The sequence below is a fragment of the Rhizobium tropici CIAT 899 genome (genome assembly GCF_000330885.1).
Classification (GTDB): Bacteria; Pseudomonadota; Alphaproteobacteria; order Rhizobiales; family Rhizobiaceae; genus Rhizobium; species Rhizobium tropici.
This window is the reverse complement of record NC_020059.1, coordinates 1,483,955-1,498,950: the sequence shown is the minus strand read 5'-3', so window position 1 is coordinate 1,498,950 and position 14,996 is coordinate 1,483,955. Positions and strand designations below refer to the sequence as shown.

General features: G+C 60.0%; 10 protein-coding genes and 3 tRNA genes. 4 read left to right on the top strand and 9 right to left on the bottom strand.

The annotated features are described in order from the left end of the window. Positions 1–171 precede the first annotated feature (171 nt). From tuf to RTCIAT899_RS07230, 4 genes are all read right to left on the bottom strand, one after another. Positions 172–1,347, bottom strand: a complete 1,176-nt coding sequence (gene tuf / locus RTCIAT899_RS07245) for an elongation factor Tu (RefSeq protein ID WP_015339584.1) — start codon at positions 1,345–1,347, stop codon at positions 172–174. 402 nt (positions 1,348–1,749) lie between these two features. Beyond that, positions 1,750–2,178 (bottom strand): DUF3597 domain-containing protein, encoded by a 429-nt coding sequence (locus RTCIAT899_RS07240; protein ID WP_015339583.1) that lies wholly within the window; start codon positions 2,176–2,178, stop codon positions 1,750–1,752. A gap of 211 nt (positions 2,179–2,389) precedes the next feature. Continuing rightward, positions 2,390–2,463: transfer RNA gene (locus RTCIAT899_RS07235), tRNA-Gly, on the bottom strand. Between the two features lie 25 nt (positions 2,464–2,488). Further along, positions 2,489–2,573, bottom strand: a tRNA-Tyr gene (locus RTCIAT899_RS07230). A gap of 198 nt (positions 2,574–2,771) precedes the next feature. Here RTCIAT899_RS07230 and rlmB point away from each other — a divergent pair. Continuing rightward, positions 2,772–3,680 (top strand): 23S rRNA (guanosine(2251)-2'-O)-methyltransferase RlmB, encoded by a 909-nt coding sequence (rlmB, locus tag RTCIAT899_RS07225; RefSeq protein ID WP_015339582.1) that lies wholly within the window; start codon positions 2,772–2,774, stop codon positions 3,678–3,680. A gap of 40 nt (positions 3,681–3,720) precedes the next feature. Then, the gene (locus RTCIAT899_RS07220) at positions 3,721–4,410 is read left to right on the top strand and encodes an AprI/Inh family metalloprotease inhibitor (RefSeq protein WP_015339581.1); all 690 of its coding nucleotides are present in this window, start codon (positions 3,721–3,723) and stop codon (positions 4,408–4,410) included. Positions 4,411–4,549: 139 nt separating this feature from the next. Here RTCIAT899_RS07220 and RTCIAT899_RS07215 read toward each other — a convergent pair whose 3' ends face one another. Then, positions 4,550–4,819, bottom strand: a complete 270-nt coding sequence (locus RTCIAT899_RS07215; protein ID WP_015339580.1) for a hypothetical protein — start codon at positions 4,817–4,819, stop codon at positions 4,550–4,552. Positions 4,820–4,952: 133 nt separating this feature from the next. Continuing rightward, positions 4,953–5,028 (bottom strand) — tRNA-Thr (locus tag RTCIAT899_RS07210). A 158-nt stretch (positions 5,029–5,186) separates the two neighbouring features. Between RTCIAT899_RS07210 and RTCIAT899_RS07205 the strand changes: the two genes are divergently transcribed. Continuing rightward, positions 5,187–5,960 (top strand): NAD kinase, encoded by a 774-nt coding sequence (locus tag RTCIAT899_RS07205; protein WP_015339579.1) that lies wholly within the window; start codon positions 5,187–5,189, stop codon positions 5,958–5,960. Between the two features lie 106 nt (positions 5,961–6,066). Here the strand turns inward: RTCIAT899_RS07205 and prfB are convergent. The 3 genes from prfB to RTCIAT899_RS07190 all read right to left on the bottom strand — a co-directional run bounded on the left by prfB (position 6,067) and on the right by RTCIAT899_RS07190 (position 11,295). Then, positions 6,067–7,198 (bottom strand): peptide chain release factor 2 gene (gene prfB, locus RTCIAT899_RS07200; protein ID WP_135488176.1). Its coding sequence is split into 2 segments (ribosomal slippage): positions 6,067–7,128 and positions 7,130–7,198, totalling 1,131 coding nucleotides; the frame shifts between segments, so codons are not numbered across the junction. Positions 7,199–7,323: 125 nt separating this feature from the next. Beyond that, a complete protein-coding gene (locus RTCIAT899_RS07195; protein WP_015339577.1) occupies positions 7,324–9,786 on the bottom strand; it encodes a penicillin-binding protein 1A in 2,463 nt (820 codons plus the stop codon). A gap of 258 nt (positions 9,787–10,044) precedes the next feature. After that, the gene (locus tag RTCIAT899_RS07190) at positions 10,045–11,295 is read right to left on the bottom strand and encodes an N-acetylmuramoyl-L-alanine amidase (protein ID WP_376766873.1); all 1,251 of its coding nucleotides are present in this window, start codon (positions 11,293–11,295) and stop codon (positions 10,045–10,047) included. Positions 11,296–11,937: 642 nt separating this feature from the next. Here RTCIAT899_RS07190 and RTCIAT899_RS07185 point away from each other — a divergent pair. Next, on the top strand, positions 11,938–14,829 hold the full coding sequence (locus RTCIAT899_RS07185) for an Rne/Rng family ribonuclease (protein ID WP_015339574.1): 2,892 nt from the start codon (positions 11,938–11,940) through the stop codon (positions 14,827–14,829). The last annotated feature ends 167 nt before the right edge of the window (positions 14,830–14,996 follow it).

Below are 14,996 nucleotides of genomic sequence, written 5' to 3'. Positions count from 1 at the left end.
AAATGATGGACGGCTAATGTAGAGGCATGGTCCCTGGCGATCGCCTGCGCGATCGCGGTCTTTCCCGAGCCCGAAGCACCGGTCAGAATGATCAGACTTATGCAATACCTCCGGATGCGAAAAGGCCCCGCTGTTTCCAGCGGGGCCTCTTATAAAGGAATAATCCGAAGATTACTCGACGATGCTAGCCACGATGCCGGCGCCGACGGTACGGCCGCCTTCGCGGATTGCGAAGCGAAGCTTTTCTTCCATCGCGATCGGAACGATCAGCTCAACGGCAACCGTGACGTTGTCGCCAGGCATAACCATTTCCGTGCCTTCCGGAAGCGTCACGATGCCGGTCACGTCAGTCGTACGGAAGTAGAACTGCGGACGGTAGTTCGTGAAGAACGGCGTATGACGGCCGCCTTCTTCCTTCGTCAGGATGTAGGCTTCAGCCATGAACTTCTTGTGCGGCTTCACCGAACCCGGCTTGCACAGGATCTGACCACGCTCGACGCCGTCACGGTTAACACCGCGAACCAGTGCGCCGATGTTGTCGCCGGCCTGGCCCTGGTCCAGCAGCTTGCGGAACATTTCAACGCCGGTCACCGTCGTCTTCGACGTCGGACGGATGCCCACGATTTCGACTTCTTCACCAACCTTGACGATACCGCGCTCGACGCGGCCCGTCACAACCGTACCACGGCCGGAGATCGAGAACACGTCTTCGATCGGCATCAGGAACGGCTGGTCGATCGGACGCTCAGGCGTCGGGATGTAGGCGTCGACCTGAGCCATCAGCTCGCGGATCGCGTCTTCGCCGATCTTCTTGTCCGAATCTTCAAGGGCTGCAAGCGCCGAACCCTTGACGACCGGGATATCGTCGCCCGGGAAGTCGTAGGACGACAGAAGTTCGCGAACTTCGAGCTCGACGAGCTCGAGAAGCTCGGCGTCGTCAACCTGGTCGACCTTGTTCAGGAACACCACGATCGCCGGAACGCCAACCTGGCGAGCAAGCAGGATGTGCTCGCGCGTCTGCGGCATCGGGCCGTCGGCGGCAGAGCAAACCAGGATCGCGCCGTCCATCTGTGCGGCACCCGTGATCATGTTCTTGACGTAGTCGGCGTGGCCGGGGCAGTCGACGTGCGCATAGTGACGGTTCGGCGTCTCGTATTCAACGTGGGCCGTCGAGATCGTGATACCACGAGCCTTCTCTTCCGGAGCCGCGTCGATCTGGTCGTACGCCTTGAACTCGCCGAAGTACTTCGTGATCGCTGCCGTCAAGGACGTCTTGCCGTGGTCAACGTGACCGATCGTACCGATGTTAACGTGCGGCTTATTGCGCTCAAACTTACTCTTTGCCATTTGAATGCTTCCTGTGAACGTAATGAGTGACCCCGGCGAACCGGTTTAGTGCCGCCGTTTAAGGCTTTCGTTGCGTTTGCGCAAGACTTAATTGCAACCCCTATTCCGGGCGAAGCCTAGCCGATGGCGGATGATCTCAAGCCACCAACATTCCTTCGCCGCGTAAGGTTCGCCGGCCGATCCGGAAAGACAAAAAAGCATTTGCCGGTTCAGGCGCTTACATAGGGAGACACGGCGAAGAAATCCAGTGCCGCTAGAGGGGCAGGCATTCGTCCGATCTCGAACGCAAAGCACCCTCTCCCGGCAGGAAAGGGCGCAGAATTATCAAACCACAATCAATCGTCGCTTGTCACGATGCATCATTCGACGCAGCCGATCGGAGACGCCGAAGCTTTGCAGCGATCAGTCGAGAAGATCGGCCGGCACCTTGCCGCCATTGTCCGCAAGCTTCTTCAGAAGAGCCTTGTGGAGGAACATGTTCATCTTGGCGGAATCGCCGGCATCACCAGTATAGCCAAGCTCCTGCGCCAGCTCCTTACGTTCCGAAAGGCTCGCATCCATGCCAAGCGCCTTCATCAGGTCGACAATGGAATGTTTCCAGTCCAGCTTCTGGCCGCTCTTCTTGACGGCGGCGTCAAGGATCGAGGCGATATCCACTGGAGCGGACGGCGCGCTGGTGGCAGGCGAGGTTGCTGCCGTCGTCGCTGAAGGAGCCGGCGTCGGCGCAGGCGCCGGATTGGCAGTTGCGGCGGTGGTCGACGGTGCCGGAGCAGCCTCGGCAGCCTTTGCCTGTCCCCAGATTGCACCCTTGATCTTGTCGAAGATACCCATTTGCGCTCTCCCGTTTCGGTTGCCAGAGCAATATGTATCGCTCGCGCAAATATAAGCAACCCTTCATGTCAAATATGCAAAGGCAGAAGCCAATACGCGCCGGTGAGACACGCCGAGACCCAAGCCGCCGTCAGGACCGACGAGCATGCAAGGCACAATATCCTCTTCGCTGTAACGAAGAACGATGAAGAGGCTAATAAATTGAAATTCTTGGAGCGGGTAGCGGGAATCGAACCCGCGTATTCAGCTTGGAAGGCTGCTGCTCTACCATTGAGCTATACCCGCGGGATGGTCAAGATCCGGCACGGAATGGTGGAGGGAGTTGGATTTGAACCAACGTAGGCTGAGCCAACGGATTTACAGTCCGTCCCCTTTAACCACTCGGGCATCCCTCCAGTATTCCGACTGGATCTTGCGACCAAGCTTGTCAGACCGTGGCGTCGCCGCCGTGATCTGCGCCGCGTATATGGCCGGACCACTTCCGTCTGTCAACACAAGGAATTACCAAAAATGACAAAAAAATTTCAGCCTGTGGGAAAAGCCCGGCACTGAAAGAGGCTAGGCGCTTGCGGACGCGCTGGTTATAAAGCCGCATGAGCAAAGATAAAATTTCCGGCCGCGCCGGCCCAGACAGCACCTCCGACGACAAGTCGGCCAAGGACACGCATTACGCCACCCTGCGTCGCGCGCATCGCGATGCCAAGCGCGAGCGCGGCGAAATCCCGACGCCGACGCCGCAGAAACGCAAGAAGACTGGCGCGGACGATTGGAAGCCGCCGGCGCTCGCACCCGACCAGGTCTTTCTCTATGGTCTCCATACGGTCCGCGCCGCGCTTGCCAATCCCGAGCGCAAGAACATCAAGCTGTCGACGACGCAGAATGCGCTGGTGCGGCTGGAAATCGGCCCCGCGGATGCGCTCGGCATTCCCGTCGAGATCGTCTCGCCGCAGGATATCGATAAGGTGCTCGGCCCGGAAGCGATTCACCAAGGCGTCATGCTGGAAACGCGCCCCCTGCCCGTGCGCCGTCTCGAGGCATTGAAGGACAGTCCGTTGCTCCTGGTGCTCGATCAGGTGACGGACCCGCACAATGTCGGCGCCATCATGCGCTCGGCCGTCGCTTTCGATGCGGGTGCCGTCATCACGACACAGCGCCACAGCCCGACCGAATCAGGCGTGATGGCAAAATCGGCCTCCGGCGCGCTGGAACTCATACCTTATATACAGATCACCAATCTCGCCGATGCGCTCGGCGAGCTGCACCGGCTCGGCTTCACGACCATCGGGCTTGATTCGGAAGGTCCCGCACCGCTCGAAGGTACCTTCAGCGGCGACAAGATCGCCCTCGTGCTCGGCTCCGAGGGCAAGGGCCTGCGCCAGAAGACACGGGAGACGGTGAATGCGCTCGCTCGGCTCGATATGCCGGGCGCCATCAAGTCGCTCAATGTCTCGAATGCTGCCGCGATCGCGCTATATGCGACGCGATCCTATCTCAAATCATAGTGGCGCCCTTGGCGGCCGCAGCACGTTGGGGGAATTTGCTTTGATCCGTCTTCTTGGTCCCGCGGCGGTTGCCGCCGCCCTTGCTTTGACCATAGTCCAGCCGGCGCGCGCCGCCGATGACGAAATGATCCAGGCGCAAGCAGGCGTCTGGCTGGTTGCGCCGGAAAGCGGCGCCAAGGGCTGCCGCCTCACCTTCGGGACGAATGCGGTCTCCGGCGGCTACGAGATTACGGGGGCGGATGCGTGCGCGGTGCCGCTCCCCGCCCTTACCGCAGCCAAGATCTGGAATTTCACCGATGATGGCGCGCTGGCGATCGTGGACGGTGGGGGCAAGCCGCTCATGCGCTTCCAGCAGGAGGAAGGCTCGCCGTGGGAAAGCGAAGGCGCAGACCCGACCTGGCTGCTGCCGGCGCTCGGAGATGTCGATCATGTGCCGACTGTTGCAAGCCTTGCCGGCGCGTGGCGCATCCAGACGCCAGACGGCAAGCCCATCTGCGATATCACGCTCACAACCGACAAGGATCAGGATGGCACCTCCAAGATGTCGCCGAGCGGTGATTGCGCCAGCGAAGTCGGTGACCTCAAACTCTCACTATGGGCAACGGAAGGGTTCGGGCTTGTCATGCTGGGCAATGACGGCTCCTCGCTCTCCTTCGATATGAAGCCCGACGGCAGTTTCCAGAAGTCCGAAGAAGAGGAAGGCGAGCCGTTGCTGCTGGTACGCAAATAAGCAGAGCCCGGCCGCGGCCCGCCGTATCGCAAACATAGCCACATTTCTGATGTTGGCGACCGCCTTCATGCGACGGCGAAACCCCTTCCCGAGGCTGCTCTTTCCGCGCACCTAGCGCCGCCAATGCGCGGGCAGGTGATCAGTGTATCGCAGGATCCGCTTCGTCGAAGAACGACCTGATGCCATCGCGTGCAATCGTCGCAAGGAACTCATCGAATGCCTCGCGGTCTGTCGCGAAGGGTTCTTCCCATTCAATCAGATCCTCTTCCGGCGTGATGACCTCCATCCGCCAGTCGGCATTGGTGCCAGCCGGTCGAAAGATATCGACCAGGACGGTCACGCCATCATCGGTGAACTCACCCGAAAGCTCGGAGTGTTCGAGTTTAGGCTTCTTGGGTTTGCTGGGCATAGGGTTCCAGGCACACGAATATAGGATTGATGACCGCTACGCGTGTTCCGAACTCGCGCACCACGACATATTATATCGCTACCGCCGGTTTTCCATACCGGAGATGAAACGATCGACAATATCCAGGAAAAAATGGTGCCCCCGGCAGGGTTCGAACCCGCGACCCCCTGATTACAAATCAGGTGCTCTACCAACTGAGCTACAAGGGCGTATGGGCATGCCAGTACCAGATTTTGAAATCCTGTAAAGGGAAAATCGGTCGATCAACGTCAAAGCTGGGGATCGACCGATTCACCAGTTCGCGCGAAACGTCTTGTCGCGACAAGGGAATAACATTACGAAGAATCGCTATTTCAGAGGACATTGCATGTCGCGCAATCTTCAATCCGTTTGTTTTCTCGCCTCCACCGCGCCAGAGGCTCAAGCGGCGCAGGAAGAGCTTATTGGCCTTTACGGCCAGACATCGCAGGAAGATGCGGATATTGTCGTGGCTCTCGGCGGCGATGGTTTCATGCTGCAGACGCTGCACAAGACGATGAACACCGGCAAACGCGTCTATGGCATGAATCGCGGCTCCATCGGCTTTCTGATGAACGACTACCGCACGGATGGCCTGGCCGAGCGCATTGACGCAGCCGTCGAAAACGCGTTTCACCCCCTGCAGATGACCACACGCAATGCCGACGGCAGCTCCTGCGTCGCGCTCGCCATCAATGAAGTGTCGCTGTTTCGTCAATCCTATCAGACGGCAAAGCTTAAGGTGGAGATCGACGGGCGGGTCCGCCTGCCGGAACTGATCTGTGACGGGCTGATGGTGACGACGCCGGCGGGCTCCACCGCTTACAATCTTTCCGCCCATGGCCCGATCCTGCCGCTGGAAGCGCCGCTGCTTGCCATGACGCCCGTCAGCGCCTTCCGCCCCCGCCGCTGGCGCGGCGCGCTCCTTCCCAACAGAGTGACGGTCGACATCACCGTGCTCGAAGCGGAGAAGCGCCCCGTCAATGCGGCAGCCGACAATACCGAGGTCAAATCGGTTCTCGGCATTCAGATCCGCCAGAGCGAGGATACGACGGCCCGCATTCTCTCCGATCCGGACAGGTCATGGTCGGACAGGATCCTGGCGGAACAGTTTTCGGATTGAGCGCGATATTTGCGTTAGGCCCAAGAGGCCGGAAGCAGCCGGGCAGAATGCACCATGAAAAAAAGCCCCGTCTCCGGGGCTTTTCTATGCTTGAACGGATGCGACCTTATTCGACGTCGTCGACGACGGTATCGGCAGCACCGCTGATGCGATGCGCTAGGGCTGCTTCCATGAACTCGTTGAGATCACCGTCCAGAACGTCGCTCGGCGCCGTGCTGGAAACGCCGGTGCGCAGATCCTTCACCAGCTGGTAAGGCTGCAGGACGTAGGAACGGATCTGGTGACCCCAGCCGATATCCGTCTTGGAGGCGGCTTCGGCATTGGCCGCCTCTTCCCGCTTCATCAATTCGGCCTCGTACATGCGGGCGCGCAGCATGTCCCACGCCTTGGCGCGATTCTTGTGCTGCGAGCGTTCCTGCTGGCACTGCACGACGATCCCCGTCGGGATGTGCGTGATACGCACGGCCGAATCGGTCGTGTTGACGTGCTGGCCGCCGGCGCCCGACGAGCGGTAGGTATCGATGCGGCAGTCGCTTTCGTTGATCTCGATCTGGATCGAGTCGTCGACGACCGGGTAGACCCAGATCGACGAGAATGACGTGTGGCGGCGCGCATTGCTGTCATAGGGCGAGATGCGCACGAGGCGATGCACGCCCGATTCGGTCTTCAGCCAGCCATAGGCATTGTGGCCCTTGACGAGCAGCGTTGCAGACTTGATGCCGGCTTCTTCGCCGTCATGGACTTCCAGCAGCTCCACCTTGAAGCGCTGGCGTTCGGCCCAGCGGGTATACATGCGCAGAAGCATGTTGGCCCAGTCCTGGCTCTCGGTGCCGCCGGCGCCGGAGTGGACTTCGAGATAGGTATCGTTCGAGTCAGCCTCGCCCGACAGCATGGCTTCCACCTGCCGGCGCGCGGCTTCCGCCTTCAATCCCTTGAGCGCTTCTTCAGCCTCGCGGACAACATCGGCGTCGCCCTCTTCTTCGCCAAGCTCGATCAGCTCGACATTGTCGGCAAGCTGCTGCTCCAGCGCGCGCACGCCACTGATGCCGTCGTCAAGCTGCTGGCGCTCGCGCATCAGCTTCTGCGCCTCAGAAGCGTCGTTCCAGAGGGTCGGATCCTCTGACTTGTTATTCAACCAGTCCAGCCGTCTTACCGCCTGGTCCCAGTCAAAGATGCCTCCTCAGCAGGGTGATAGCCTGCTTGGTTTCATCGACTACTTTCTCGATTTCGGCTCGCATAATCCCACTTCTTCAGTTCACCGCTCAAGACAGCGGTCATCCAATTCAAAGAGTGCTGGTGACATAGATATACATGCCGCTGGTGTAAAGCCCCGCGGCATGTCGATCAGACAAATAGGGTCGGATCAGAAGAGACCGCCGGATCCGGAGGTAACCGCCTGGTTCGCCTGCGGCGAAGTCCTGAGGATTTCCTCAGGCGCCACCTGCGCCGCGGCATCGCCGCCGCCAATGACCTGCAGGCTGGTAGCCGGGCCGGTGCCGGGCTTGAAGGCTTCCATGATGGCATTCGGCTCGCCGGGCTGTGCGGCCATGCCGGTCGCACGGTTGACCGCAACCATCGTCATGCCGGCCGGAACCTGGAACTTCTCAGGCGCCTCATCCTTCGTGGCGGCCTGCATGAACTCGTTGAAGATCGGCGCGGCAAGGGCGCCGCCGGTGCCACCGCGGCCGAGCGTGGCTGGCGTATCGTAGCCGATGTAAAGGCCGGCGACGAGGCTCGGCGTGTAGCCGACGAACCAGGCATCCTTCTCATCATTGGTAGTGCCCGTCTTGCCGGCAACATCGGTGTTGAGCTTGATCTTGCCGGCGGCCGTACCACGGATGATGACGCCCTGCATCATCGAGGTGACCTGATAGGCCGTCATCGGATCGAGCACCTGCTCGCGATTGTCGGCGATGACAGGCTCGTCCTGATTCTGCCAGGCGCTAACGTTGCAACTGTCGCAGACGCGTTCCTCATGCTTGAAGATGGTCTTGCCGTAACGGTCCTGGATGCGGTCTATAAGCGTCGGCTTGATCTGCTTACCGCCATTGGCCATGACCGAATAGGCCGAAACCATGCGCAGCACCGTCGTTTCGCCGGCACCCAGCGACATGGCGAGCACGGGGTTCATATGATCGTAAATGCCGAAGCGCTCGGCATATTCGGCAACCAACGGCATGCCCATGTCGGAAGCGAGACGGACCGTCATCAGATTGCGCGAGTGTTCGATGGCGAAACGAAGCGTATGGACGCCGCCGCCCTCGCCTTCGTAGTTCGTCGGCTTCCAGACGTCGCCATTGCTCAGCGTGATCTGCAGCGGGTCGTCCAGAATGACGGAGGCCGGCGTATAGCCATTATCCATGGCGGCCGCGTAGACGAAAGGCTTGAACGACGAACCGGGCTGCCGCTTGGCCTGCGTGGCACGGTTGAATTCGGACTGCGCGTAGGAGAAGCCGCCGACCATGGCGAGTACGCGGCCGGTATGCGGGTCCATGGCAACAAGACCGCCCTGCACCTTCGGCGGCTGGCGCAGACGGTAGCTGCTCGAATCGGCATTACCGGTCTTCTGCACGTAAATCACATCACCGGGGCTCAATACGCCGCTCGGCGATTTGGCCGACTTGCCGCCGGCCGAGCGATAGGCCCAGCGCATGTCGCCGGGGGAGATCGTGCCGCGTGTCCGCTCCGTCGATACCTTGCCGGCGGCATCGACGCGGGGCTGCAGGCCGATATCGACGCCTTGATCCGATACAGAAAGGACGACGGCGACCCGCCATTCCGGCACGTCGCTCAGGCTTGGAACCTTCGCGAGCTCGACGCCCCAATCCTGTGAGGTGGCAATCTGCTTGAGCGGGCCGCGATAGCCGCGGCGCTCGTCATAATCGATCAGACCATCCTGAAGGGCCTTGCGAGCTTCGAGCTGCATCTGCGGGTCGAGCGACGTACGAACGGAAAGGCCACCTTCGTAGAGGGTCTTCTCGCCATATTGATCGATCAACTGGCGGCGAACTTCCTCGGCAAAATAGTCGGAGGCGAAGAGTGACGGGCCGCTCTTCGGCGGCACGACGCCGAGCGGCTGCTTCTTCGCCTCTTCACCGTCGCTCTGGCTGACATAGCCATTCTCGACCATGCGATCGATCACCCAGTTGCGGCGGGTGAGCGCTGCTTCGGCACGGCGGAAGGGATTATAGTTCGACGGACCCTTCGGGAGCGATGCCAGATAGGCCGATTCGGCGATGGTCAGTTCGTTGACCGACTTGTCGAAATAGGTGAGCGCAGCGCCGGCGATGCCGTAGGAATTCAGGCCGAAATAGATTTCGTTCAGGTAAAGCTCGAGGATCTTGTCCTTGCTGTAGGCCTGCTCGATGCGGAAGGAGAGAATCGCTTCCTTGATCTTGCGGTCGAACGTCTGGTCGGCGGACAGCAGGAAGTTCTTGGCGACCTGCTGCGTGATGGTGGACGCGCCGACGAAGCGGCGGCCGGAACCGATATTCTGCAGATTCACAGCCACGGCGCGGATAAGACCGCCGACATCGACGCCGGGATGGTTGTAGAAATTCTTGTCTTCCGCGGAAAGGAAAGCCGCCTTGACGCGATCTGGAATGGCCTGGATCGGCACGAAAAGCCGGTTCTCGCGCGAATATTCCTTCATCAGCGCGCCGTTTCCGGCGTGGATGCGCGTCGTGACCGGCGGCGCGTATTTGGCAAGCACCTCGTAATCGGGCAGTTCCTTCGAGACCACGCTCAGATAGATGGCAGCCGCAGCCGCTACACCCAGAAACAGGAGGCAGCCCAAGCCAAAGAAATATCCAATTAGTCTGATCATCTGATACTACCGGTGCTTGTTCTTCATGCGGCATGTGCGCGAGATCATCGCATAATCACGGGCGTTTTGCACGCTCGCGGCGTGAATGCAAGACGGCAATGGGACAAAGCCATGCTTCATACGCGAGCAAATGATACTTCGCTGTAACGGCGGGAATGTGAGCAAAATAGGGCCCGACACCAGCATTCCAATTTCATCCAGTCCTAAAGTACATCGCTGTTACATGGAAGCCACGGCGGATCGCCCCATCCGGAGCCGTCAACCGCCGTTGGCGATGATGGCCACGCGATACTGCTTCACCGCCTCCGTCAGACGATCGGCGACCCTCTCTCGCCAATTGGCATCGAGCAGCAGCTTTTCATCCTCCTTGTTGGAGAGAAAACCGAGCTCGAGGAGGATCGAGGGCACGTCGGGCGCCGTCAGGACCTGGAAACCCGCATGGCGATGCGGATTGTTGATCATGGCGATCTGGCCGTTGAACGAGGACAATACATCCTGCGCCAGCGAAATGGAGAAGGCTTGAGTCTCACGGCGTGTCAGATCAGTCAGAATGTCGTTGACGGCGGCCGGCTGCGTCTGAGCCTCGGCGCCGGCGATCTGATCGGAATTGTTTTCACGATCGGCCACCTCGCCGGCAAGACGGTCCGACGCCTTGTCCGAGATGGTATATACGGTCGCGCCGCGGATATCCTTCTGCTTAAGAGTATCGGCATGCAGCGAGATGAAGAGCGAGGCGCGATTCTGCCGGGCGATCGTCACGCGTTCGGACAGCGAGAGATATTGATCCTTATCGCGCGTAAGGAAGGCCTTGATGCCGGGCTGTGCATTCAGCCTGTCGGCAAACATTTTCGCAAATGCGAGCGTAATGTCCTTTTCCTGCGTGACGCCGTCCGTGCCGGTCGCGCCGGCATCGATACCGCCATGACCGGCATCGACCGCAACGAGGAAGACATTCGGATCGGCTTTCTGCGCCGGCTCGACCGGACCGACATCCCCAGCGGTATCGTCGCTCGTCCAGCTCTGCTTATTTACAAGCTCGGCAAATTGTTCGGCAGGCAGCATCTCGGCATCCAGCACAAGGCGCTGCCCCTTGCCGCTCTCATCGGCCTGAACCTTGGCCGTGACCAGCTTAACCGGTTTCTTTGCCGTCAGCACGATACGGGCGCTGTCCGCATCCATCGTGCCGTAGCGAATATCCTTGAAGACGCCGGTCGGCTTCAGACTGCCGGCCGGGAAGCCGAATGCAGTTGATGGGAGATCGACGACGATGCGGACGGGATTGTCAAGGTAGTGAACCGTGAAGGTGGGGGCCCGGTCCATGTCGATGACGATACGCGTGCGGGCATCGTCGCCGGCAATGCGGGCGCCATAGGCAAGCACAGAAGCATCCGCCGCCGCTGCGGGCGCAAATGCAGAAACCAAAACGAGAATTACCAGAGCAAAGGCCGCTGCCGCAAATCGCAAAGCCTTCACGCCACTCTCCGCCACATGCCGCAATCCCTTTACCAAGTGCCCAACGCGCCCCATATTGGTTTCGGCGTTGTTTTTGAAGTGCCAATAACGGGAACCAGGTTTGACCTGATGGCTGCATCGGTGATGCGCCGGGAGACGAATCGACAAGACATCCTCCCGCGTCCTCATCATCCGACGAATCCATCAATATTATGGCATACTTGGCTTTTCCCTTGCTATTGTGACAGATAAAACATACAACGCATATTAGGGTAGAAGTGTTGACGGGATAGAGTCGTCGCAAAGGCAGCCGCCTCGAGTACCAGGCGCCAATAAGCGGCATTCATCCGCCGTCTGCAGTACTTCTGCTCGAAACAGTGGATATCTGAATTTCCGGCCTCAAACGGGAAATTCATCGGTGGAGAGCCACCAAACGCTCTTTAGAGAGCACCTTCATCGGACCCATTTGTGGGTCTAAGGCATAGTCGATCTCGCTTGGTTACGGATGTTACCGCAGCAGCTTTTTCAGAAAGTCAACAGACCCCAGGGATATGATGCCCCGGTTGCCGTCTGGATGCTGTCATCGCCGAACCAATCGCGACTTTCATTATCCGGTGCAACAATTGCGGATCACATCCGGCTTGTCCCAGTGACAGGCAGGCCCCCATCCGACTGTCTGCGCCGAGGAGCACAGCTTTCATGGCAGACAAAATGCTTATCGATGCGTCTCACGAGGAAGAGACGCGCGTCGTTGTCGTTCGCGGGAACCGCATAGAAGAATTTGACTTCGAGTCCCAGCACAAGAAGCAAATCCGCGGCAACATCTATCTTGCAAAGGTAACGAGGGTCGAGCCCTCGCTTCAGGCCGCTTTCGTTGATTACGGCGGCAACCGGCACGGCTTCCTGGCCTTTGCCGAAATCCATCCCGACTACTACCAGATCCCGCTGGCCGACCGGCAGGCGCTTCTGAAGGCTGAGGCCGAAGAGCATCGCCGCGACGACGACGTCGAGCATGTCGAAACGGCGCTCGATCTTTCACAGCAGGAACAACCCGATATCGGCATTGTCCCGGCGCAGGCGGAAGACGCCGCAGTGCCGGCCGCAATCGCGGACGAGGCTCCTGCCTCGGAGGCCGTCGAAGCCACCGAAAAGGCAGCGCCTGCCAAGAAGGCAAAGCCGCGCCGCAGCCGCAAGAAGGCCGCAGCTGAAGAAGCCCCCGCCCCTGAAGCGACGGACGCAGTCGATGCGCCGAGCGAGGACGAAGAAGGACCGTCGGGCGAAATGGCGGCGATGGTTGAAACCGATTCGATCTCGGAAGACGTCGCGACCTCCAAGCGTCGCCGCGATGACGACGACGATGATGACGATCATGACCATGAAGAGGAAGTGATCGAATCCGTCGGCGCCGAAGACGCGATGGAAGAAGTTCCCGATCGCGCCCAGCGCAAGCCGCGCAAGCAATACCGTATCCAGGAAGTCATCAAGCGCCGCCAGATTCTACTAGTTCAGGTGGCGAAGGAAGAGCGCGGCAACAAAGGTGCGGCACTCACCACCTATCTTTCGCTCGCAGGCCGCTATTCGGTTCTCATGCCGAACACGGCGCGCGGCGGCGGCATCTCCCGCAAGATCACCAATCCGCAGGACCGCAAGCGCCTGAAGGAAATCGCCAAGATGCTCGAAGTGCCGCAGGGCATGGGCGTCATCCTGCGTACTGCCGGTGCCAACCGCACCAAGGTCGAGGTCAAGCGCGATTTCGAATATCTGATGCGCCTGTGGGAAAACGTCCGCACGCTGACGCTGGCATCGACCGCTCCTTGCCTCGTCTACGAAGAAGGCAGCCTGATCAAGCGCTCGATCCGCGACCTCTACAACAAGGATATCAGCGAGATCATCGTCTCCGGCGAGGAAGGCTATCGTGAAGCGAAAGACTTCATGAAGATGCTGATGCCGAGCCACGCCAAGGTGGTTCAGCCGTATCGCGACATCCATCCGATCTTCTCGCGCTCCGGCATCGAAGCGCAGCTCGACCGCATGCTGCAGCCACAGGTCACGCTGAAGTCCGGCGGCTATCTGATCATGAACCAGACGGAAGCGCTGGTTTCGATCGACGTCAACTCCGGCCGCTCGACCCGCGAACATTCGATCGAGGACACGGCGCTCCAGACGAACCTCGAAGCAGCCGACGAAGTGGCTCGCCAGCTTCGCCTGCGTGACCTTGCCGGCCTGATCGTCATCGACTTCATCGACATGGAAGAAAAGCGCAACAATCGCGCCGTCGAGAAGAAGCTGAAGGAATGCCTGAAGAACGACCGCGCCCGCATCCAGGTCGGCCGCATCTCGCATTTCGGCCTTCTGGAAATGTCGCGCCAGCGCATCCGCGCTTCGGTTCTCGAAAGCACGACGCAGATCTGCTCGCATTGCGGTGGCACGGGTCACGTCCGCTCGCAGTCTTCCGTTGCCCTGCATGTCCTGCGCGGCATCGAGGAATATCTGCTCAAGAACACGACGCACGACATCACCGTGCGCACGACGCCGGACATTGCGCTCTATCTGCTCAACCACAAGCGCCAGACGATCATCGATTACGAAAGCCGCTTCGGCGTCGCGATCCTCATCGATGCCGACAACGCCGTAGGCACGCAGCACTTCGCGATCGACCGTGGCGAGCCGGTCGCCAATCCGGTGAAGATCGAAAGCCTGTTCAACTTCGCAGCCATCCCGGACGATGATGACGACGATATCGTCATCGAAGCCGATGAGGATGAAGACGAAGAGTTGGAAGAAAAGGCTGCAAGCGCCGAGCAGCAGCCTGCCACTCGCTCTGAAAGCAATGATGGCAACCGCAAGCGCAAGCGCCGTCGTCGGCGTCGTGGCCGCGGCAATGATAACCAAGCCGCTCCTGCTTCCGAAGATGGTTCGGCGGCCGATACCTCCGAAGATGCAGACGAAGGCGACGATGACGAGGATGATGCCGGCGCAGATAACGCCGCATCCGCCAGCGGCGACGATGACGCGCAGCAGAAGCGCAAGCGCCGTCGCCGCGGCAAGCGTGGTGGCCGGCGTAATCGTGAAAACGAAGGCAACGAACAGACCGCTGCAGGCGAGGAAACCGGTTCCGGCGAAGCTGATGAGAATGATGCCGAAGACGGCGACGAAACAACCGTAACGGTGGCCGAGATCGCGGTTGCCGAAGGCGAAGCTGCCGTCGAGGCGCAGCCCGCCATGGCAGCGGTCGAAACCGCAGCCGCCGTCACCGAAGACGTCAAGCCCGCCAAGGGCCGCGGTCGTCGGAAGGCAAAGGCCATCGAGGCATCGCCCGTCGAGACACCCGTGGTCGACGAAGCGCCGGCAGCGGATGTCGAAATCGAAGCAGTCGCAGAGACCACCGAAGCTTTGGACAGTTCGGCGGAAGCGGCAACGCCCGAAGCGACTGAGGATGCAGCCAAGCCGGCCCGAGCCAATCGCGAATCGAACGTTTCTTCCTCTGCTCCGGTGGTAAAATCCACTCGCACCAATGAAGGTGGCGAGAGCGACGGAGAGTCGGCGAAGCCGAAGAAGGCCGGCTGGTGGCAGCGCCGCGGCTTCTTTTAAGAAGACCGACTGAGAATAATTTGACAAAATCCGGCCGTGGCGACGCGGCCGGATTTTTCGTTTCCGTCGCACGATTTATTCGTCAGTCATGCCCGAGCACTGAACAGAGCGAGGCCAAAGCGTACAGCTCTTCGACTTGCGAAAGCACTTTCGCAAGTTCGCACAAG

Bases quoted from the DNA above. Each gene is read 5' to 3' on its own strand.
- RTCIAT899_RS07240 (WP_015339583.1), bottom strand. From the start codon at position 2,178: ATGGGTATCTTCGACAAGATCAAGGGTGCAATCTGGGGACAGGCAAAG.
- RTCIAT899_RS07185 (WP_015339574.1), top strand. From the start codon at position 11,938: ATGGCAGACAAAATGCTTATCGATGCGTCTCACGAGGAAGAGACGCGC.
- rlmB (WP_015339582.1), top strand. From the start codon at position 2,772: ATGAGCAAAGATAAAATTTCCGGCCGCGCCGGCCCAGACAGCACCTCC.
- tuf (WP_015339584.1), bottom strand. From the start codon at position 1,347: ATGGCAAAGAGTAAGTTTGAGCGCAATAAGCCGCACGTTAACATCGGT.
- RTCIAT899_RS07205 (WP_015339579.1), top strand. From the start codon at position 5,187: ATGTCGCGCAATCTTCAATCCGTTTGTTTTCTCGCCTCCACCGCGCCA.
- RTCIAT899_RS07215 (WP_015339580.1), bottom strand. From the start codon at position 4,819: ATGCCCAGCAAACCCAAGAAGCCTAAACTCGAACACTCCGAGCTTTCG.
- RTCIAT899_RS07195 (WP_015339577.1), bottom strand. From the start codon at position 9,786: ATGATCAGACTAATTGGATATTTCTTTGGCTTGGGCTGCCTCCTGTTT.